The sequence below is a fragment of the Pseudooceanicola lipolyticus genome, from assembly GCF_002786325.1.
Taxonomy (GTDB): Bacteria; Pseudomonadota; Alphaproteobacteria; order Rhodobacterales; family Rhodobacteraceae; genus Pseudooceanicola_C; species Pseudooceanicola_C lipolyticus.
This window is the reverse complement of sequence record NZ_PGTB01000008.1, coordinates 16,928-37,300: the sequence shown is the minus strand read 5'-3', so window position 1 is coordinate 37,300 and position 20,373 is coordinate 16,928. Positions and strand designations below refer to the sequence as shown.

Sequence of the window (20,373 nt, the reverse complement as noted above, 5' to 3'; positions counted from 1 at the left end):
TCTTCAGCCTGCTCGGTGTCGGGAACGGGCTCAGGCAAGGGCTTCAACGCACCATCGTCCTCGTCGTCGCGTGCGTTCGCGCCAAGCGCTTGACCAGCAGAAGTGATTTCCGTACCGTGGCCGATACCATCCGCGTAACTCCCCGTTGAAAGCTCAGCGCCCTGCTGTCGGTTCACAGCTGAAGACATCAGCGTATTCCCGAGGCTCATCCTCGGGCCGGACAAAGCCGCGATTAACGACAAGCTCGCCATGCGATAAAGCGTCACAAAAGCCCCTGCCCGCGCGATCTCTTCATCGTCGAAGATCAACGGCCGAGTCTCGAGCTTCTCCATCGCAATTTCCAACTCGCCAAGTCGCGCGTCGACTTCCTCGGGGAATTCATCCTGGCCCTCGTATTCCTCTTCGAGCGCCCGGTATTCGGCAAGAAGCTTGGCATGGGCCGCGCCTTCGTCATCCGTCATCGGTGCCGGGTCTCCGCTCAGCCGCCGCAAACCGTGGCTGTAGCCATAGGGCAGGTCGAGCGAGACCTCGATCCATTTCCAACCTTCGGTCGCAATGGCTTCGGCTTCAGCCTGAAGCTTCTCGCTGACCAGACGATCGAACAGGGCGGGGTCTTCCAGCCAGCCGCCGTCATCGCCCTGGAAGAGGTCGTGCAACATGGTGCCGCCAGCAGACTCATAGGCATCGATGCCGACAAAGACAGCACGACGATCGGATGCCCGCACCGAGGTTTCCGTCAGCATCCGCCGGATCTGATAGGGCTCCTTGTTCCAGGACGAGCGGATCGCCTCCCAGACCTGAACCTGGCGCTCATGATCCGGGTTAACCGTCAAGGCCATCAGCTGCTCCAGCGTCATTTCATCCTCGGCATAAAGCTCGAGCAGGGCAGGGGCCACGACGGCGAGTTTCAAGCGCTGTTTGATCACCTGCGGCCTGACGAAGAAGGCGGTTGCGATCTCTTCGTCGCCCTGACCCTTCTCCTGCAGCGCCACGAAGGCGCGGAACTGATCGAGTGGATGCAGGACAGCGCGCTTCATGTTCTCGGCGAGCGAGTCGTCTTCGGCGAGGATCGTGGACTTCGCATCCCGCACGAAGCAGGGAATGGGCGTCGTCTTGGCCAGGCGCTTCTGCTTCACCAAGAGTGACAGGGCCTGGAAGCGCCTACCGCCAGCGGGTATTTTGAACTTGCCTGTCTCGGACCCATCATCCGCCAGAACGGGCCGGACGCACAGGCTTTGCAGCAACCCGCGGCGGGCGATGTCTTCGGCCAGTTCCTCGACCGAGATGCCGGCCTTGATGCGCCGGACGTTGGACTGGCTCAGCACGAGCTTGTCGAAGGGAATGTCCCGGAACGGGGACTGGGTGACTTTCTGGGCAGGTTTCGCCATCAGATCTCCTCCACGACGGGCGCCGGAAGCCACTCTTCCGATCTCACTTCCCGTCACCCTCAAACCAACAACCCTTTCCCTCTCATATTCTGACGCTCGCGAGGCAGGACTTTAACAGCTGTTAAGTCGACAGTCCCGAGGTGGCGGAAAAGTACGCAGTCTCTCAACCTTAACAGCTGTTAAGCTGCAGATCGTCGCCCAATCAATGCCATGACCATCGGCCCACAGGAGAACTCGCCGGCCGCAGCTTTGGCAGTCAGAGCTCGCAAGTATCCACCAGGCGATCTTATGTCGGCGAAGCGTTCCAGCATCGCAGCAACGACGATCGACGCTTGCTCCGGACCCATGAACCGCTGTGCTTCTTCCCATGCAGACGCACTGATCCCCATGGCTGGCCGCACATGGCCCGCCGCATCGAAAAGCTGATGCCAATGCCGGATCTCACCTTGGTAGAAGGTCTTCAGCGAGGGACATGCCGCTATCACTAGGTGAAGCGGGATCTTTGGCAGATGTCTTGTGTCCTGTTCATCAACGTCAGCCACCGGCTCATTCGTATCCACATCTGGCACACCCGCCGCCGCCCCGCTTTTTTCTAAAGCCGGCTCAAAATCTATAGATTCTTTATTTGAATTATGATGGTGACGCTCAGATTGGGCATCATTGGTGTTCATTTCTTCTGTTTCAGGGCCATCAATGATGTTGCGTGCCTGGTCAAGGAGAGCTTCAAGATCGGCTCGATAGGCCGCGAGGTCCTCAATTGAAAGCTTGCGGCGAAGCGCGCGGGCTGTGAGGGCAGCCTTGTCGCGAAGCTGATCCCAGAAGCCTAGGCCTGGCTGCATCTCGTCTCCGAACTCGGCGAGGGCCGCGAGATCGCGTCGCATGAGGCTTACGACCTCTCTCAGGCGCCTGACGCGCTCCTCAGCCTCACGTACGGCCTCTGCGGCCCGTGCTATCTCCTCGGACTGGCAGTAGAGCGGGGAAAGATCGAAGCCAAAGGCGACGCGGTCTTCGCCGTGCTTGCGGACGTAGCGCTTCCCATTGGGGCTATCGCGCCGCTGGAGCAAGCCAGCCTCGACGAGACGCGCGAGGTGACGACGCATCGTTGAGCACGGCATGCCATTCAGGCGCTCGCAGATCGCCTTGTTCGAGGGGAAGACGACCATCTCGGCGTTCCCGCCAAGCGCATCGTCCGGAAAGAAGCTGAGGAGCCCCTGCAAAACAGTCAGATCACGTTCCGAGACCCCAAAGGCCGCTTGCGCCTTGGAGAGCTCGCGCAGGAGTTCCCACTTGTTAACGGGTCTGGCCGGAACAGATGCCTCGGGTCGCTCGATGACGCGCAAATGAGCGTGCGAAATCGGCCGCATAAACGGCGAAATTGGTGTGTACTCCATGAAAATGTTCACGAAGACAAAAATTCTAGGGCCCGCGAATCGCTTTGCGCTTGCGGGGTAGGGGCCAGAACGCTACATTCAGAAGTGCGAAAACTGAGATTTTGTAGCGGGCTGATCCCGGTGCGAAACCTTACAAAGGTCTCGTGAAGCTAGCTTCTCGGGGCCTTTTTCTTTTTGCCTGTATCGTGCCTCCTTCTTGTTGGTTGCTCTTCCTCAGTCTTCTGAACGCTTCCAGCGCTCATGAAGCTCGGTAATCAGCTTTGGGGCATTGCCCTCCAACCAGCTGATAAAATCAGGTTCATCCGTAGTCAGATCGAGTTTAAGCTGCTTGCCTTGGCGGCTGGTCTTGACCGTCGCAGCTCCGACACCGGGGATCGCCAAAGCAGGCACGCCTTTTCTAGACGGGCTTGCTTTCTTCTCTGCGCTCTTCGCGGCTGCCAGAACTGCGAGAAACGCACGCTCAGAAACCTCATCGACCGAGCCGGAACTTTCGGACTTGGCTGCATGAGCTACGGCTTGCAGTTGGTCTCGATCACCGTCGTAGGCACCCAAAGCCTTTTTGAGCTCTTCCCATCTCGGGCGACCAATCCCGGGAGCCGCACCAATTGCCTGGATGAGTTCCTCGCCGACCGTCCGAACGACACTCAAGAGTTGTGAAACCCCGGCTTCGTGGAGGTTAAGGACTTCGGCGACACCTCGATTGGTGCGCTCAGCCCCTTCCAAATGATCACCGTCCAGAAGTGCCGTCGCAACGAGCGCACGCTCAATAAAGCTCAGATCACGACGCTCTTGGTTCTCGAGAAGCTGATCTCGAAGCGCTTGATCACTCTCAACCTCTGTGACGATGGCTCGAACTTTGATACCGAGTTCGCGACATGCTTCCAAGCGTCTGCGGCCATAGATCAGGTTGTAGCGATCGCCTTCCAGTGGGCGCACCAAGACGGGCACACGCTGACCGTTCTTGGAAATAGAGTTCTTCAGGCCCTCAACTTCAATCTGAAGCCTGTCATCCAACCGTCCTTCGGTAAGGATCTGCGCCGGATCGATCTCAAATACACCGCCACGCAGTCGGCGCCCTTCAAGAGCGTCAGGAGCGTTGCGAAGGGTCTGCAGCGGCAGGCCAAGTTTAGGCTTTCTTGCCATTCCGACCCCATGTGTTCTGGATGATTTCAGCGATCTCATCGTTCACTGCGTTCATGGATTCGATCGCACGATCAAACGTCTGACGCGTGAAGTCCTTTTTGTCAGCTTCGTAGAGCGTTTGCTTGGTCAAGCCGGCATCAGATATTGCGGTCGATTCAACCATGTGATTGGTCAGGACCGACCTCCCAAACAGCCCGCGAATGAAGGCGATGACTTCGGTTTGTGGCGCGTCGCCGACTTTGTATCGCGTTGGCAAGAAGCGCAGCCAATCGAAGCGCAGATTTGCGCCTGCATCCCTGATCACTCCCAGGAGATCCGCAGTCATTCGCAGGAATTGAGACATCGACATGAGGTCAAGCATCTGCGGGTGAACCGTCACGAGGACACCCGAGGACGCAGAAAGTGCTGACATCGTCAAGAAACCAAGCTGCGGCGGGCAGTCGATCACAACAACGTCGTAGTTTGCTTCAACACTATCGAGTGCGTCATGAACTCTCGCGAAGAACGCCTTCGCTCCGCCTCGCTGGATAGCAGCAGGCGTCTCGTGCTCGAACTCCATGAGTTCAAGGTTGCCCGGGATAAGATCAAGGCCGCGGATGTAAGTCTTGCGGATCACTTCGGCGATCGGAACCGGATCGTCGTAGCGAACGGCATCATAGAGGGTTCCGCCCTCCATAAGGTCGAGTTCTGGCTGGATTCCATGAAGAGCCGAAAGAGATGCTTGGGGGTCGAGATCGATCGCAAGAACCCTGTACCCCTTTAGCGCCAAGCGCTGAGCGAGGTGAGCAGACGTCGTCGTTTTGCCGGAGCCGCCCTTGAAGTTCACCACTGATATGACTTGAAGCTCGTCACCGTCGCGACGCCCAGGCACGTAAGTTCCAGACTTTTTTGCATTTCCTTCAAGCGTCTGCCGGATTTCCCAGATATCGTCGAGCGTATAGCGGCGATGACTTCCCGCCGTCGTCTCGACGTCAACGATCTTTCCTTCTCGATGAAGCTTCCGAAGATAGGTATGGTCGACGCCAAGGAGCTCAGCAGCTTCGCCGCTGGTCAAAGTGCGCATCACCTTCTTTGCATCTGGTGGGAAGTGCGCAGCGCGCTGAGCATGCAGGTTCGACGCGAGAAGTTCCGCGTAGTGCCCGATGGCGATATCAAGATCCTGTTCTGCTTCGCTCATGTCTGCCCCGATCCGTGGGCGCGTTTTTTATGTGACCGCGCGTTATTTTTCGAGACTATTGCCCGACCAGCCAGATTCGTGCAAGCACTTTCTAGATATTGCGTCGTGCACCAAGTCCACCACAAGGGTAGCGTTCCATTACTCCGAGGCTGTGGTCGTGCGGGATCTCCTGCGCGGTGCGTGAACCGGGGCCTAAGCCCCGATCCTCTTGATGCGGATGCCGAGTTTGCGGGCCTTGTCGACGATATTCTCGGTGATGCCCGAACCGGGCGTGGCGATCAGACCCTGGGGCATGGTCTCGAGCATCTTGTCGTTGCGCTTGAAGGGGGCAGCCTTGCCATGGCTCTTCCAGTCGGGTTTGAACGCCACCTGCGTGACACCACGGGTATCTGCCCAGCGGGCAGCGATCATCTCGGCACCTTTTGGTGTGCCGCCGTGTAAAAGAATCATGTCTGGGTATTTCGCATGGGTGGCATCGAGGACGGACCAGATCAGGTCGTAGGCGTGATAGTCCCCGCCCGAGAAGGCGATCCGCGTGCCTTCGGGGCAGTGAACCTCGGTCTCCTTGCGCCGCTTGGCCGAGAGATAGGCCCGGCTGTCCACCACGGCGGAGGTGAGACCGCGATGCGAGACCTTGGATCCGGTGCGGGGCAGCCAGGGTGAACCGGTGGCGGCCGAGAAGTGGTCCACGGCCAGATCGCGCATCTGCTCGAAAGCGTCGCGATGGTCCCAGAGCTTCAGCCCGATCATCTGGAGGCGCTCGAGTTCGACCGAGGCGACCTCGGAGCCGTCCTGGATGGCCAGACTTTCCCGGACCTCGAATTCGTTGTCATCGAGGAGCTTCTGGATATGGGTGAGCCGGCGATGGAAGATCGAGGTCAGGGACCAGAGCATCTCTTCGAGATTGTCTTCCAACTGGCTTCCGGTGAGGAGGCCGATGGTGGTGTCAAAGAGCGTCGCCATGGCGAGTTCGACCTCGTCGGGCTGGGGCAGGGGGCGATGATCGGTCTCGCCGGGCCCGGGCGTTGCGACGTGAAGTGCGAGGTGGTCGAGGATGGCGGAGGTCACGCCGGTTTCCTCTTGGATGTCTGTCTGATGGGGCATTGTCTGGTTCCTCTGTTTGATCTGACCCGATTTGGATGGGGCGATAACAGGACCGGCGGCGACCGGGCCGCATCCGTCAGGATCGGAGCGCAGCGGAGAATGTGACCCGGACCGGAAAATTGTTCCCGCGAGGAATGGCCCGCCACGGTCATGTGGTGGGGCAGGGGAATTTTCCGGGTAGCGGGCGCATTGCTGCCCGGGCGAGGAGCACTCTGCTCCGACCCGCCGGTCCATCGCTCCCCTTGTCCAAACGGGATCAGATAGAACCGGCGAAACCTTTGCCCGGTCAGGCATCCCCGGGGAGGTTGGCGGTCACCCGTCCTCGATCTCCAGACCTTGTGCTTTCATGGCCTTTAGCAGAGAACGGCGCAGCGCATCTTTGCCAAATGCCCGCAGATCGTCGTTGAAATCGCCCATGTTTGGTACGAGATCACCACAGGTAATTCCAAGCGATTCCAGTTGGTTAAGCAATCTTATTGATGCGTCGCGTCCAGCTTCGTCATTGTCCCGCGCGATCCAGATACGCTTGATCCTCGGCGGCGGGATGAAGAGGCCGAGATGGGTGGCAGTGAGACAGGAGGCGAGATCGAACTCGGGGAGAGCCGTGCCGACCGAGAGGGTGTTCTCGAGACCTTCACCGACGATGAGATCGCTGCGCGCCTTGCCGGACCAGAAGCGGATGGCATGGCCGTGCAGCTGTCCGAGGATCCGCTTCGGGCTCTCGATCTCGGCCAAACCGCCGGTGGACGGGTCGAGAAAAACCCTTGCGCATCCGGTGATCTGGCCGCGATTGTCGGTGATCTTTGCCAGTAGGGCAGGGGCCCGTTCCAGCAGATCGGGGTCGTCCTCGCCCTGCCGCAGGAAGACACGCGCGTGATAGCGCAGGGCCGGGCCGAGCCGTGTGATCCCGCGCCCCTGCAGATAGGTGGCGGCCAAGGTGCCAAACACCGGCTTGCCAGCAGCGAAAAGTTTGCGCGCCCGCGCGATGCGTTTGCTGGAGGCTGCATCCGGGCGCTCAGCCCTTTGGGTGTCTCGAGGTACGGCAGGGCAGGGGGCTTCGCCGAGGAAGGATCGAGCCTCCCTCAGGGTCTCCTTGAGCGTGACAGACCCAAGCCGTTCATGCAGCAGGTCGATCAGGTCGCCATATTCACCCGTCGCGAAATCTTGCCAGGACCCGGCTTTACGACCAACCTGCGCCTGCAGACGGATGGCGAGGCTCTGGCCCTTTGCACCGGACGTGTCGCCGACCTGCCAATAATTACCCAGCTTGCGCCCCTCGGGGAAATACTGGCGGCAGAAACTCTCGGCATGGTCTGCCAGATCGGCCGAGAGGTCCGCGATACTGTGGCGCGCGCTCATGCGGCGGCCTCCGATGTGCCGGCGCCAACTGGATGCTCGGCAAGGACCCGTGTCAGCACCTCGATGCCGTCGACCGGAATGAACACCCGCGTCTTCCACTGGATCACTTCCGTGAAACAGCCCATTGCCTTCAGTCCGGGCAGGGCCGCGCCTGAAGCACCTATCAGCTCAAGCCTCGGCTGCCCCATGACCAGCGACCGGCGCAGCTGATAGCCGCCGAGGAGGTTCAGCGTCGTCCTGGCTTCCATCACGGCGGCGAGCACTTCCCGCGGCGTCATCTCGATCTGGCAATCGAGACCAAGGCGTGCAAAGACATTGAGAAGCTGCTCCTGGCTGACCAGTCGACCGATGGCGCGCTCCCCATCCTCGGTCTGAAGGCGGTAGATGCGCATGTTGTCAGCGGGAAGCCGATCCCAGATCGGCAGGAGAAGCCCGCAGATGAGCGTAATCTTTGAGGTGGTGAACTCCGGCACTGCCTCGACCTCGGCCTGCCAGAGCTGTTCGAATATCGCATCATCGATCTCTTCCCAGTGCGACTTCGAGAACTCGGTCAGCGCGAGGATTTCTGTGGCCATCGGACGCAGAAGCTTCACCCGCAGGATCGGCACGCCGTCCTCGTCCATGAAGGCCGGCGCATTCACCATCAGCGCCGCGCGTTTGGAGGAGGTGTTCCAGCACAGCGTCGCGCCGTCCGTATTTGCGCAGATCGATTTGATCCGGGGCAGGGTGAGCGGATCGTTGCGATCGGTACGCTCCACGGTCAGCGCAGTTGCCGTTGCGCCCGTAGCCCCGTGCTCGAAGATGACCTTGCGGTCGACGATTTCGAATTTCTCGGCCTTGAGCGTTTCGAGGCCGACATCGAGCGTGCCTGCCTGGCGCGCATCTTCGATGATGGCCGAGAGGAACCCGCCGAAGGCCTCGAAGATCGCGTCCTGCATGTCGATGCGGAGCGCGAGGCAACGATTCAGGAACTGCTGGATCGGCGGCAGGGTCTCTTTCATCGTGCCATCCGCTTCATCGAGCGTCAGCCCAGTCATCTCCTGGAATTTCGCATAGGAGCAGGCCTCGATCTTACCCGCACGCAGCTTGTAGAAGAACTGGCGCAGCGCAGCGCGTGCGTAGGGGCTCTCAAGGTTGTCCTCGGCACGGAACATGTTCTGACCGCCGGTCTCGCGCTGTCCCTTGGTGATGGCACCCAGCGTGTCGAGGCGGCGGGCGATGGTGGAGAGAAAGCGCTTCTCGCCCTTCACGTCTGTGGCGACGGGGCGAAAGAGTGGCGGCTGCGCCTGGTTCGTGCGGTTGGTCCTCCCGAGACCCTGAATCGCATTGTCGGCCTTCCACCCGGGCTCCAGGAGGTAATGCACCCGAAGGCGCTGGTTCTTGGCCCCGAGATCGGCGTGGTAGCTGCGCCCGGTGCCACCCGCATCGGAGAAGATCAGGATGCGTTTTGCATCGTCCATGAAGGCCTGGGTTTCGCCGAGGTTGGAGGAGGCGGGGCGGTTCTCGACCTTGAGCCGCCCCTCACGCGTCTTGACGATGCGCCGCTTGCGCCCCGTGACCTCAGCCACTGCATCGCCTCCGAAATGCCAGAGGATCTGGTCGAGCGCGCCCTGCACCGGGGCGAGGGCCCCAAGATGCTCGACAAGATCATCCCGCCGCCGCTCCGCCTCGCGGCAGATGATCGGGTTGCCATCGCAATCGAGGGCGGGGCGCGAGCGCAGATCGCCATTCTCGTCGGTGTAAGGCTCAAAAAGCTGCGTCGGGAAGCTGTGCATCAGGTAGTCCATGATGTTCTCCCTCGGCGTGAAATCGACCTGCAGATCGTCCCAGTCCGAGGAAGGGATCTCTTCAAGGCGGCGTTCCATCACCGCTTCGCTGGTCGAGACCACCTGAATCACGGCCGAGTGCCCTGCTGCAAGGTCCGCCTCGATGGCGCGGATCAGCGAGGGACATTTCATGGCGGTGATGAGATGGTTGAAGAAGCGCTGCTTGTTGCTCTCGAAGGCCGAACGCGCGGCGGATTTCGCTTGGGCGTTCAGCGTGCCGGTCTCAGAAGAAATACCCGAGGCCTGAAGCGCTGCCTCAAGGTTGTTGTGGATGATCTGGTAGGCATCGGCGTAGCTGTCGTATATGGCGACTTGAGCGGGGCTCAGCTCATGGACCAGCATCTCGTATTCGACCCCGGCATAGGAGAGGGACCGCGCCAGATAGAGCCCAAGCGCCTTCAGGTCGCGCGAGATCATCTCCATGGCCGCAATGCCCCCGGCCTCCATCGCGGCGACGAACTCGGCCCGCGTCACGAAGGGGAAATCGCCGGTGCCCCAGAGACCGAGGCGCGAAGCATAGGCAAGATTGCCGACGACTGTGGCACCGGTCGCCGAGACATAGAGAACCCGTGCATCGGGCGCGGCGTTCTGCAGCGCGAGGCCAGCGAGGCCCTGCTGGGACGCCTTCTTGTCGCCGCGGTCGGACTTTTCTCCGGCAGCATTCGCCATGGCATGGCTTTCATCAAAAGCAATGACCCCGTCGAACCCATCGCTGAGCCAGGACGTGACCTGATCGAGGCGGGAGGCTTTGCCCTCACGTTCAGCCGAGCGCAGCGTGGCGTAGGTGACGAAGAGGATGCCCTCGGGCAGGCGGATGTCGCTGCCCTGGCGGAACTTCGAGAGCGGCACGATATCGCTTTCGCGTCCCCCGAGCGCTATCCAGTCGCGACGCGCATCTTCGATGAGCTTGTCGCTCTTCGAGACCCAGACCGCCCGTCGGCGCCCTTTGAGCCAATTATCGAGGATGATACCGGCAACCTGTCGCCCTTTACCGCATCCCGTGCCATCACCCAGAAACCAGCCCTTGCGCAGGCGAAACGCGCCTTCGTCGCCCTCGGCCGCCGCCATCAACTGGCCTTCGATCTCGCCGCGCTTGAACCAGCCCTTGAGATGCGTCTCATGCGCGTTGCCCGCATAGATGACACTTTCCAGCTGCGGCGCAGAAAGAAGGCCGTCCTGAACGAGGTTCTTCGGCAGGATGGGACGATAGGTCGGCACGGGCGGCGGCACCGAGGCCATGGCGGTGGATTGCACCAGCGCGGTCGGATGTTCCGCCGCGCCATCGATCCTGATCGCCTGAAGGTCATAGGCCTCGTAGACCGTGTCCTGCAGCGTGCCGTCGGGTTGGCTCCAAGCCTTCGGCAGGTAGTCGATCGGGGCCGTCGTGATATCGTCAAACGGGTGCCTTGCGCGTTCTTCGGCGAGGGCACGGGTTTCCTTGCGCGCGGCATTGCGCAGGGCCTGCAGGTTGGTGCGGGTCGAAGCGGTCGGAGCCGACAGGGCCGTACTGGTGGGGCAGGGCGAGGGGCTGTGGCGCTGCGGGCAGTGGGTGAGCACTGCGTTGAGAAGGTCGGCGGTGGTCGCGCAGATCGGATGGTAGACGGCCTCGCTTTCGACCGATGCGATCTCATCAGCGCCAGTCGCACGCTTGTCGATCACCGTCAGCCGTGTGTCGATCGTGGTGCCATGCCGCGCAAAGACCTTGCCGTCGATAGCGGCGGAAAATACCACATCGGCGCTTTGTGCGATCCGCTGAAACGTCGACTGAAAGGATTTCGTCGAGGGGCGGAAGCTCTCGCCGGTGATGACGACAAGCCGCCCACCCGGCGCGAGACGCGCTAGGGCGGACAGGACATGTTGGCTGGTGGCCTGCCGGAACCGGCCGTCGACATGGTTGGCCGCAGAAAACGGTGGGTTCATCACGATGACCGAGGGCGTGATCGACCGATCCAGCCGGTCATCGATCGAGGCGGCATCGTGATCCGAGACGACTGCACCGGGGAACAGATGTCCCAGCAGGGCGCGGCGGGTCTCGGCAAGCTCATTCAGCGCCAGGCGAGCGCCTGCAATCTTTGCGAAAATCGCCAGCAGGCCGGTACCGGCCGAAGGCTCGAGCACCAGGTCGTCGTCCCGAAAGCCCGCCGCCTGCGCAACGATGGCCGCGAGGGGCAGAGGGGTCGAGAATTGTTGCAGGCGGACACTGTCTTCAGAGCGCCGCGTGTGGGAGGGGGCCAGACCGGCGAGACGCTCGATCATGGTGAGAAATGCCCGCGGCGCGGATACCTGGCGCTGCATCAGCGCACCGTAGCGCGAAAGCATCAGGATCTGGGCGACCTCTGCGGCTTCGTAAGCATCCTTCCAGATCCAGGAGCCGCTGGTGTCGCTGGCACCGAAGGCTTGCTCCATCGCAGTGCGAAGGGCGGCGGCGTCGATGGACCTGCCCGCCTCGAACAGGGGGACGAGGGCTTTCGCAACCTGCATCAGGTGTTGGGCGAAGCCCGGAGCCTCTGGCAGGGCAGGGGCGTCGGGCTCGGTTGCAAGTTGGACGGAATGGGGGTGAGCGTTCATCGGCAATCTCCGGGGTTTAGGGTTGGCCCCAAGCCCCGCGCGCACTCTCTCACCCGGGAGGGGTCACCCCTCCTGCCCTGCCTCTCGCTCTTTCATGGCAAAGCCCCGGTGCGAATTCGCCCGTTATCAGGACGACCGCAGATGCCTCGGCACGTCCATGGACTGATGCAAGACTCGGATCACGAAGATCCTGTCCGGGTCCACCTCGTAGAACACGAGGTGCCGGCCCGTGATCAGTTTACGCGCACCCTGCAAGAGATCGGAACAGTCAGACCCCATTTGCGGGTTGGCGATGAGACCCTTCAGGGCGCGATCGATATCATCGAGATAGCGGTCCGCCTGCGCCTCGCCCCACTGTCGGTCTGTCTCGACCCAGATATCGACGAGGTCGGATTTTGCCGCCTGAGAGTGATGAATGTCACGCATCAGAAGCGCCAGAGCGGCTCCGCGCGTCGCGCTTGATCTCATCCATGTCAAGCGGACCGGCGTCACCGGATTGTTTGCCCTCCATCAGCGCAACGCGAAGCCGCGCCCGCTGACCTTCCTGCTCCTCCATCAGGCGCAGAGAGGCGCGGATCAACTCGCTGGTTGACCCGTAACGCCCCTCTTTAAGCATCAGGGCGATGAATTCGTCCCAATGGGGGCCAAGTGTGACGCTTGTGCTTGCCATGCTCACCTCCGTAATACGCATGAATAAGATATATGAGTATTGCGGGCGTTTCAACTCGGGGGTGGGCTTGCGCCCTGTTCCGCAGCGGCGGGTCTTTGTACCTCTCGCAAAATCAGAGGATCTACAACCGCCCGCGCCTCGGACAGGCAGTCCAGATCATAGTGCTCGAAGAACCCCCAACAGGCGTCGATCTCTTCACCGTCACGCTCGACGACATAGCCATAAACCCGTCCGCCGAGGTAGGCATCGAAGGTGACGATCTCAGCGCGCAGAATGTCCTTGGCCTTTTCGCGCATCGCCTTGGTGACGCGCTTCGCGCCGAACTCCTTTCGAACCGTTTCGAGCGTTACGTATACAAAGCCAACTTGGCCGGAATCCCACGGACAATGGAACTCGATGGTGTTCATCGCGAGGCCGGAATGGTCGTAGAGGTACACGGGCAAGATGATTGCCTTGCGCTCGGCGCGCTCGCGGAGGCGATCCAGTGAAAGATCGCTCTGATCCGAGACGCCCGCAAGATCGCGCAGGAACGCCTCGGGGCAGTCGAACCGGTGGCTGTCCCCCAGCCGGTATCGGCGGTGCCAACAGATCAGCGCTCCGAGGTTGGACCACTCCCTTGGGTTCTCAGAATCGGGGTCGTGATAGATCTTGATGACGTGGCCTTGGTAGGCCTCCTCGTAGACAGGGTCTTGCATGTCGATATCCTTTCTTGAAACGCAATCGACCCGCCAAGCCGGTTGTGGCGCAGGCGGGTCGAAGTGGATGGGATCCGGTGGTTGGTGAGTTTTCTGGCCGGCGGATCAGGCAGCGGCGCGGTTTTGGCGATGCTGGATGTGCTCGACAGAGACCTTCAGCAGCCAGTCCTCAAAACCGAGAATGGTCTGGTGATTGGAGACCGCCTCGATCCAGACCGCACGCGGATCGCCAACAATCTGCGTAGGATCGTTGTCGATCCGGCCATTGGCCATCCACGGTTCCGGCTGAATGCGGACAAGCCAGTCCGCCAGCGACGGGATCCGTCCCTGGCAGTCCTCGCGCACATGCTGCTCACCGATCCAGCGGATCGGGACGACCCGGCCCGCGCTGTTGGTCAGGCTGCGGCCGAAGTGACGTTCGGCATCATAGATCCCGACTGTATGATGTTTTTGGGCTCTGTGAACAAAGAGACCTAGGTGCTCTTTGGATGAGTCAAACCAGTCATGCACGAACTGATAGTCATCTGGAACACCGCCGAATTTTCGGGCGGAGCTTTCGGCGTGGTGGAGGGGATGTGCCATGTCAGAGCCCCTCGTGTTCGGTGGTGTTGGTTTCGATATAGCGGTTCGAGTGGCTAACATCGATCTTGTCCGTCTCGAGCGCCCAGGTCAGCTCGCCATAACCGCCCTCGTTGTTCTCGAATCCGGGGCTCAGCGCATAGGCGAAATCCCAACCAAAATCTTCAACCCGGCGTCGCAACTCTTCTGTCAGCGTGATCGTGTCGGGTGTCACGACGACATCCTCGACATTGCCGGAATCGCCGTAGCCTTCATATTGCACCTCGATGCTGGTCACGCCGAAGGCACGCAGCTCGGAGAGAAGGGCAGCGCGAGTCTCGCCCCGCTCTTCGGATGCGCGTCTCTGGGATTCGAGCATCTGTGCGTAGAAATCAGTCGCTTGTGTCATGTCTTTTTGTCCTTTGGAATTGGGAGAGGGGAGGGCGACCGTTACGCGAGGCCGCCCCGGAGTTTCCTTTGGGGGGCTTCAGGCCGCAGCGTCGCCGCGGTTTTCAGCCGTCCGGTCAACCAGGTTGAAATACAGATTCTCGGTCGCGCGCTTGAACCCCGGCGGTTTGCGCGGGGCGAGGCAACGCACCGAAGCACTGCAACTCTCACCATGCTCCATTGCGAACTGCGTCACCTTGTCGATCAAATCGTCCATGCCCGCGGCCTGGACGCGCTTTTCGGGGTAGGTCGCCATCATATGGAACTGGGTAACAACGAAGGCGCCGTCACGATGCGCGGGATAGAGGGTGATCTGGTAATCGAGTGTCTTGGCCATCTCTGGTCTCCTGCAGCAGGCCGGACGCGATCATCGCGCCCCTTGAAACCCGCCAGCCCGAAAGGACCGCCCTTTATGCAAGGACGGCCCGGGGCGGCGATTGGGGGTGGAGGGCGTCAGTATTCCGACGGGAGAAGCAAGGTCAGCACGCGACGCGTCTGTTTCGGGTCGGAAGGCTCAGGCGAGCCGTACTGATAATCGACGTCGTACAAGTCGATCTTGAACCAAACCTTCGTGCCATTGAATTCGATGACCCCCATCTCGTGCAATCCCTGCGGGTCACTGTCGGCATTGAAGGCGTCGAACGCGGCAACGCGGCGTGTGAGTTCCAGTTGTGCGTCGGGTCCAAGCGCGGCGACGCCACATGTCATCACAAACTGTCCCTGCGGGGCATCGGCAACGGAAGGATTGCCGAGGATGGAATTGCGAAACGCGTCATTCTGCGCGGCGATGCGTGCGGCTTCCTGAACAGGATCGAGGTCGAGTCTGGTGGTCATAGGATGTCTCCGGGACGGGCCAGCCGATCCGATATCGGCTGTCGGCAACCCGTCAGCCGGAAAGAGCCGCCCTCGATGTGAGGGCGGCCCAAAGCTCATGTCGTGATCAGGTCGGTGTTCGCTTCGTCAGGCCGCATCTCCGCTAAGGAAGGCGGGCAAGGACGATGGTTCATTGCTCTCCGCCTCGGCCAGAGCGTCTGCGGCAGGCACGTCGCCTTCCTCCGCCTCGGGCGCATCGCCAATCATTTTGGCGTCGGCCTCCGCCGCACCGGCAAACACCATCCCGTCTGGCAGCCAGCGCGTTGTCTTTGCTGCCGTCGCCGCGTCGAAACCTTCCGTCTCGCCGGCCGTTTCCGCGAAAGCGCGCTCCATCGCGGCTGCGAGATCGCCCTTGCGTTCGCGATTGCGATCCTCGGCGTAATCATCGCCGATGAGCTTGCGCGCCGTGGCCACCGCATGCCCCTTGTTGACGCGACCCCAGTAGTTCTGGGCACTCGGGCGCCAGCAGGCCGCCACATCGACGTCGAGCCGCGCACCAATCTCCTCAATGATGTGGGAGGGGCGATTGTCAGAGGAGAGCTGCGGCTTGACCGCGAGACCCGTCGCCCAGGCGAAAAGCGCCTGCTTGTCCGCAATGGGCAGGGCCGACATCGCCCGGAAGTCATCGGGTTTCTCCAGCTTCATCCAGTCGGTGGCGAGGTCCTGCTCCAACGCCTCAAGCATCTTCTGAGCGACGGTGTCCGCATGCAGCACCTCGCGGTTTTGCGCCTGGAAGGGCCGGATGGAGATATCGAGCGCCTCGTTGTTGTAGGACCGCCCCAAAGCCTGCTCGCAGAGCGCGTAGAGCATCGCATCGAAAGCCACCTCGAAATCCGCCGCCAGATGCGCCCGCAGGATGTGCTGACGCGTGGCGCGCAGATCGTCGGCCAGGCTCGCCGAAATCCCGTCCGCCTTGCGCAACGTCGCGGCCGGGTCGGAGCTCGGCACCGGCGTGGAGGAGGTCGGCGGCGTCACCTGTGGGCGGGCAGGGGAGGGAGCGCCATCCGGATCTGCGGTGGTATCGTCCGGTTCGGGCGCAACAGGAATGTCCTCGGGCCGCACCAGGCCTTTCTCGACGCGCAACACCCCGTCATGGCCGATGGTCAGGACTACACCGGCGATAGCGCGATCTGCCTCGGCATAGGGTTGCCGTTCGCGCTGCATGGCTTCAATTTCGCGCAAACGCGGCTCGATGGCGTAGTATTCTTCGGTCTCCGCGTCGGTCCAGTCCTCCCCGTCGTTCTGCGCCGCCAATTCTTCCTCACGCGCGATGAGACGTTCCTCCTCGGCCAGCATGTCCGCATCCGGTTCGATGTCCTGCGGATAGACCCGCCCGAAACTGCGAAACGCGCCATAATCCACCGAAAGATGCACTTCGACCCATTTCCATATCCCTTCGAAGGGTTTGGCCGCAGCCTGCAGTTTCTCAATGGCGAGACGCTCCAAGAGGTCGGGGTTTTCCATATGAGCGGTTGCCCGGTCGTCGAAGAGATCCCGCAGCAGAACCCCGCCCGCCGCCTCATACGCCTCGATGCCGACAAATCGACCAATTGCCGAGTTCGCCGAATGTGCGGCCCCGGTCAGCTGACGTTTGATGCTCTGCGGATGGATGTGATAGCCGCCCTTCACGGCGTTCCAGACCGCGAGCTGGCGGTCATGGTCGTCGGTCAGCGTGAAAGCCATCACGCATTCGAGGGTCAGATCACCGGCACGAAACTGCTCGATGATTTCGGGTGCGACACGGGCGAGTTTGAGGCGACGGCGCACCAGGTCGACGGAGACGCCGAATTTGAGCGCAATCTCGTCTTCGCTGCGACCCTCGCCGATCATCTTGTCGAAGGCCTCGAACTGGTCTGCCGGATGCATCGCCGCGCGCTGGAGGTTTTCTGTGGCCGAGGTAAGGATGGCGTTGCGCTCGTCCTCGACAAGGCAGGGCACTGGATGATCAGCGGGGATCACACCGTCCTCGGCGAGTTGTTTCAGCGCCTTGAGGCGACGACCGCCTGCGTCGACGGCAAAACGTGTCTCGGAAAGTGCGTGAACCACCAGGTTCTGCTTGATTCCCGTCTCGCGGATGCTCGCAAGAATCTCGGCATCGTCGCTGGCGCTTGCGGCCACCTTGCGGACGTTGAGTGGGCTCGGCTCCAGCTTGTCGAGCGGGATCATCCGGATGTCGGCACCGCCGTCAGGCGCGGCCGATCCAACGGCTTCGGTCTTTTTTGAGGTGGTGGGATTCGGGCGGGTCGTGGTCTTGGCCATGGTCAGGGTCCTTGTCTCGCCGGACCCGGATGAGCCTCTCTCTATCCTTTCAAGCCCGGCACCCGGGCTTCCCTTTCTCTGGCTTTCACTGTGCGTTGACGTGTGAAGTGGTCCCATCTTTTCGGACAGGTTTGCAGCGTTTCTAAGGTGTATCGGGTTTAGGTTTCATGCTGCGTGTCGCTCTTCCAAGCCTGCCCAATATGCGTCGTCCGGCGTCTGCCGATCAAGCGCGGAATGGGGTCGGCTGGTGTTATAGAATGCCATCCAGCCCTTGATGACACGACGGGCCCGGAAGCCTTCATTGATTTCTTCGAGATAGATGGCCTCCTGCTTCAGGGATCGCCAGAGGCGTTCGATGAAGATGTTGTCGAGGTAACGCCCGCGCCCGTCCATCGAGATGCGCACGCCCGCCTCGGTCAGCGTCGTGATCCAGGCCGATCCGGTGAACTGCGATCCCTGATCTGTGTTCATGATCTCAGGCGGGCCGTACCTGGCGATGGCCTCGCTCAGTGCTTCGACGCAGAAGTCGGCGTGCATCGTGTTCGACAACCGCCAGCTCAGCACCTTGCGCGTCGCCCAGTCCATGATTGCCACCAGATAGAGGAAGCCATTTCTGACTGGCACAAAGGTGATATCGGCGCACCAGACCTGGTTCGGTCGGTCAATCACCATCTTCCTCAGCAGATACGGGAAGACCGGGTGCTGAGGATGCGGCTGGCTGGTTCGTGGGCGCTTGTAGACCGCTTCAAGACCCATCTTCGCCATCAATCGCCTGACGCGATGGCGGCCAACAACAATGCCTTCCCGGCGCAGATAGGCCGCGATCTGGCGCGACCCGAAGAATGGGTATTTGGTGAACACCCGGTCGATCTCTTTCATCATCGACAGCGTGTCGGCGTCGATCCCGGCGGGCGTGTAGTAGAACGCCGACCGGCTCAGGCTCACCAGCTTGCACTGCTGGCTGATGCTCAGCTTGGGGTGATCCCGGTTGATCATCGCGCGTTTCTTTCCAGGGCTCATCGCTTCAGCCCTTCCGACAAAAAATCGTTCTCGACCGCCAGCCTCCCGATCTTGGCGTGAAGTTCCTTTACTTCCGCCTCGGTCGGGCCGCTCTGCTTGCCACCCGAGAACACATCGGCCATGCCCTCGATGGCCTGCCGCTTCCATGTGCTGACCTGATTTGGGTGCAACTGATGCTTCGCCGCGATCTCCTGCACGGTCTTGTCGCCACGCAGCGCTTCCAACGCCACCTTGGCCTTAAACTGATCTGTAAAGTTCCGGCGCTTTGCCATGTTCGTATCCCTTCAAAGGTTCGGGAAACACCTTAGCTGACTGTCCGGTTTCCTGGGACCACTTCAGACCTCATCCGCTGACCTTCGTCTCTGGCCGCGGCTTTTCAAAATGCCATTCTTGAAGGCCAGATAGAAATTTGCACTCGGTCACACGCAAACGGGGCGAAAAACCTCTTTGATTACAGGCGGCAACCTCAAAGGTTGCTAGCTCACTGTTTGATTTTCCGAACCCACTTCCGCGAGCAAAATCTGCCGAATTGAGCTTTCAATTTTGACTTTTCCAAATGTTGAAGCATCTCGGAAAACTGACTTCGTTTCGCATTCGAAGCAAATCAAGTCATGCTGACGGCCGACAACTTTTAGACCAACTGAACTTTCCCCGACATGGACCACATAGACCTCGCATGCTAGGTTCGCGCCTGCTTTCACCGGCGCATGGAATTGTAGGTCCATAGAGACAAAAGGCATGGCCGTGTTTCTTTCCGTGAGTAGAAAAAGCCAGCCCCGGCCTGAAAGCAAATCGTCCCAGAAAGTCTCGATCGCTTCCAGCGCGAAATTCGTGATCCGGCCAGTAAAGGCGATTCCCAGCTGGTCACAGTCGCCAAAGAAAATCCTGCGTTCGAAGGCAAATCGTGGTTTAAATTCTGTTTCTGGTACATTCATTGCAGCGTTACGGGCTCAACATTTCTTTGTCTCTGGTGCGTGACAGCGATAGGAAGGAATAGTTTTCCGGTCATTATGCCATGCGCCGGAACTCGGCGGGGGTCGCGCCTGTCATTTTTCGAAAAGTTCGACTAAAATGACTCTGATCTGCAAAACCGCAGTCAAGCGCGACCACTTTCAGGGGGGCATTACCCTTTCTCAGCATCTCCTGGGCCTTCGATATTCGCTTGCGCAAAACATATGCATACGGTGCCAACCCAAACTCCGCCTTGAACTGACGCGAAAAGTGAAACTGGCTGAAACCGATAGATGCGGCCATGTCTTCCAGACTGAGGTTTTCACCTAAGCAGCTTTCAACGAGATCGATGATTCTCTGCCTTTGAGCAGGGCTGAAGTTCGAGTTTGCGTCGCTGGTCAAAGAGACCTTGGCGTACTGACGCAGAAGGTGAACGGCGATCTGGCTGCGCAGGGCGTCGATGATCAATCTCTGGCCGATTCCACCGTTCTTTAGCTCATTCTCTAGCAATTGGATGCAGTTCAGGATACAGGGGTCCTTCGCAGATAGCCAATCATTGATCTCAATGGACTTCGGGTCACGATCAAAGACCGAAAGGGCCGCGTTTTCGAGTTCACTGTGACTGAGATAGACGTGTCTAACCGTGATAGGCTCGGACCAACTCCAAGTGGATTCCTCTGCACGCGTGAGCAAGGAAATCCTACCTTTCTCTACGCGCGCGCTTTGCCATGGGCCGCCACTCGTGCGGCGCATAGTGGTTGGCGCGCCATCATATGCAACAATCATATAGTCGCGCATGGGGGGAATTGCCGCGTCTTGTCGCTCATAACGATAGCCCTTCAGGGTAATGCCGTTCCAGTTGCACCCGGAACTGTCCAACGTAGTCGTGCCGGGAATCCATTCGGGTATCCGGTCCGGTGATATGAGCAGTCTTTCCATCTTGG

General features: G+C 60.4%; 17 protein-coding genes and 1 pseudogene. All 18 read right to left on the bottom strand.

Annotation, left to right across the window (positions count from 1 at the left end; all coding sequences use genetic code 11):
- Positions 1–29: 29 nt before the first annotated feature.
- A pseudogene (locus CVM52_RS28020) lies at positions 30–1,388 on the bottom strand (ParB/RepB/Spo0J family partition protein); the annotation flags it as partial.
- A 179-nt stretch (positions 1,389–1,567) separates the two neighbouring features.
- Positions 1,568–2,779 (bottom strand): plasmid replication protein RepC, encoded by a 1,212-nt coding sequence (gene repC / locus CVM52_RS04865; protein WP_037954835.1) that lies wholly within the window; start codon positions 2,777–2,779, stop codon positions 1,568–1,570.
- Between the two features lie 213 nt (positions 2,780–2,992).
- The gene (gene repB / locus CVM52_RS04860) at positions 2,993–3,922 is read right to left on the bottom strand and encodes a plasmid partitioning protein RepB (protein WP_100161449.1); all 930 of its coding nucleotides are present in this window, start codon (positions 3,920–3,922) and stop codon (positions 2,993–2,995) included.
- Positions 3,906–5,099 (bottom strand): plasmid partitioning protein RepA, encoded by a 1,194-nt coding sequence (repA, locus tag CVM52_RS04855; RefSeq protein ID WP_009827042.1) that lies wholly within the window; start codon positions 5,097–5,099, stop codon positions 3,906–3,908. The genes repB and repA overlap by 17 nt, the downstream gene beginning before the upstream one ends.
- 192 nt (positions 5,100–5,291) lie before the next feature.
- Positions 5,292–6,203, bottom strand: coding sequence for a DUF2493 domain-containing protein (locus tag CVM52_RS04850; protein WP_009827041.1), 912 nt, complete (start codon positions 6,201–6,203; stop codon positions 5,292–5,294).
- 312 nt (positions 6,204–6,515) lie between these two features.
- Positions 6,516–7,562 (bottom strand): DUF7146 domain-containing protein, encoded by a 1,047-nt coding sequence (locus CVM52_RS04845; RefSeq protein ID WP_009827040.1) that lies wholly within the window; start codon positions 7,560–7,562, stop codon positions 6,516–6,518.
- Positions 7,559–11,956, bottom strand: coding sequence for a strawberry notch-like NTP hydrolase domain-containing protein (locus CVM52_RS04840; protein ID WP_009827039.1), 4,398 nt, complete (start codon positions 11,954–11,956; stop codon positions 7,559–7,561). The genes CVM52_RS04845 and CVM52_RS04840 overlap by 4 nt, the downstream gene beginning before the upstream one ends.
- A 126-nt stretch (positions 11,957–12,082) precedes the next feature.
- A complete protein-coding gene (locus CVM52_RS04835; RefSeq protein WP_009827038.1) occupies positions 12,083–12,382 on the bottom strand; it encodes a type II toxin-antitoxin system RelE/ParE family toxin in 300 nt (99 codons plus the stop codon).
- Positions 12,375–12,626: a type II toxin-antitoxin system ParD family antitoxin gene (locus tag CVM52_RS04830; protein WP_009827037.1), complete on the bottom strand. Its 252-nt coding sequence runs from the start codon at positions 12,624–12,626 to the stop codon at positions 12,375–12,377. The genes CVM52_RS04835 and CVM52_RS04830 overlap by 8 nt, the downstream gene beginning before the upstream one ends.
- Before the next feature lie 50 nt (positions 12,627–12,676).
- Positions 12,677–13,321, bottom strand: a complete 645-nt coding sequence (locus tag CVM52_RS04825; protein WP_009827036.1) for a hypothetical protein — start codon at positions 13,319–13,321, stop codon at positions 12,677–12,679.
- A gap of 105 nt (positions 13,322–13,426) precedes the next feature.
- A complete protein-coding gene (locus CVM52_RS04820; RefSeq protein ID WP_009827035.1) occupies positions 13,427–13,903 on the bottom strand; it encodes a DUF6915 family protein in 477 nt (158 codons plus the stop codon).
- 1 nt (position 13,904) lies between these two features.
- On the bottom strand, positions 13,905–14,288 hold the full coding sequence (locus tag CVM52_RS04815) for a DUF6878 family protein (RefSeq protein WP_009827034.1): 384 nt from the start codon (positions 14,286–14,288) through the stop codon (positions 13,905–13,907).
- A 78-nt stretch (positions 14,289–14,366) separates the two neighbouring features.
- Positions 14,367–14,663 (bottom strand): hypothetical protein, encoded by a 297-nt coding sequence (locus CVM52_RS04810; RefSeq protein ID WP_009827033.1) that lies wholly within the window; start codon positions 14,661–14,663, stop codon positions 14,367–14,369.
- Positions 14,664–14,779: 116 nt separating this feature from the next.
- Complete coding sequence (locus CVM52_RS04805) at positions 14,780–15,160, bottom strand: DUF3768 domain-containing protein (protein ID WP_009827032.1); 381 nt, start codon at positions 15,158–15,160, stop codon at positions 14,780–14,782.
- Between the two features lie 126 nt (positions 15,161–15,286).
- Positions 15,287–17,458: a ParB/RepB/Spo0J family partition protein gene (locus CVM52_RS04800; protein WP_009827031.1), complete on the bottom strand. Its 2,172-nt coding sequence runs from the start codon at positions 17,456–17,458 to the stop codon at positions 15,287–15,289.
- Positions 17,459–17,623: 165 nt separating this feature from the next.
- A protein-coding gene (locus CVM52_RS04795; RefSeq protein ID WP_369924169.1) for an IS3 family transposase occupies positions 17,624–18,750 on the bottom strand; the annotation gives its coding sequence in 2 pieces (ribosomal slippage) (positions 17,624–18,504 and positions 18,504–18,750; 1,128 coding nt in all).
- A gap of 204 nt (positions 18,751–18,954) precedes the next feature.
- Entirely contained in the window at positions 18,955–19,413 is a 459-nt protein-coding gene (locus CVM52_RS04790; protein WP_007120589.1) for an acyl-CoA thioesterase, read from the bottom strand.
- A gap of 73 nt (positions 19,414–19,486) precedes the next feature.
- Positions 19,487–20,368, bottom strand: coding sequence for a helix-turn-helix domain-containing protein (locus CVM52_RS04785; protein ID WP_232786404.1), 882 nt, complete (start codon positions 20,366–20,368; stop codon positions 19,487–19,489).
- Positions 20,369–20,373: the final 5 nt, after the last annotated feature.

Coding starts and splice junctions, on each gene's coding strand:
- repC (WP_037954835.1), bottom strand. CDS start 2,779: ATGGAGTACACACCAATTTCGCCGTTTATGCGGCCGATTTCGCACGCT.
- repB (WP_100161449.1), bottom strand. CDS start 3,922: ATGGCAAGAAAGCCTAAACTTGGCCTGCCGCTGCAGACCCTTCGCAAC.
- repA (WP_009827042.1), bottom strand. CDS start 5,099: ATGAGCGAAGCAGAACAGGATCTTGATATCGCCATCGGGCACTACGCG.
- CVM52_RS04850 (WP_009827041.1), bottom strand. CDS start 6,203: ATGCCCCATCAGACAGACATCCAAGAGGAAACCGGCGTGACCTCCGCC.
- CVM52_RS04845 (WP_009827040.1), bottom strand. CDS start 7,562: ATGAGCGCGCGCCACAGTATCGCGGACCTCTCGGCCGATCTGGCAGAC.
- CVM52_RS04840 (WP_009827039.1), bottom strand. CDS start 11,956: ATGAACGCTCACCCCCATTCCGTCCAACTTGCAACCGAGCCCGACGCC.
- CVM52_RS04835 (WP_009827038.1), bottom strand. CDS start 12,382: ATGCGTGACATTCATCACTCTCAGGCGGCAAAATCCGACCTCGTCGAT.
- CVM52_RS04830 (WP_009827037.1), bottom strand. CDS start 12,626: ATGGCAAGCACAAGCGTCACACTTGGCCCCCATTGGGACGAATTCATC.
- CVM52_RS04825 (WP_009827036.1), bottom strand. CDS start 13,321: ATGCAAGACCCTGTCTACGAGGAGGCCTACCAAGGCCACGTCATCAAG.
- CVM52_RS04820 (WP_009827035.1), bottom strand. CDS start 13,903: ATGGCACATCCCCTCCACCACGCCGAAAGCTCCGCCCGAAAATTCGGC.
- CVM52_RS04815 (WP_009827034.1), bottom strand. CDS start 14,288: ATGACACAAGCGACTGATTTCTACGCACAGATGCTCGAATCCCAGAGA.
- CVM52_RS04810 (WP_009827033.1), bottom strand. CDS start 14,663: ATGGCCAAGACACTCGATTACCAGATCACCCTCTATCCCGCGCATCGT.
- CVM52_RS04805 (WP_009827032.1), bottom strand. CDS start 15,160: ATGACCACCAGACTCGACCTCGATCCTGTTCAGGAAGCCGCACGCATC.
- CVM52_RS04800 (WP_009827031.1), bottom strand. CDS start 17,458: ATGGCCAAGACCACGACCCGCCCGAATCCCACCACCTCAAAAAAGACC.
- CVM52_RS04790 (WP_007120589.1), bottom strand. CDS start 19,413: ATGAATGTACCAGAAACAGAATTTAAACCACGATTTGCCTTCGAACGC.
- CVM52_RS04785 (WP_232786404.1), bottom strand. CDS start 20,368: ATGGAAAGACTGCTCATATCACCGGACCGGATACCCGAATGGATTCCC.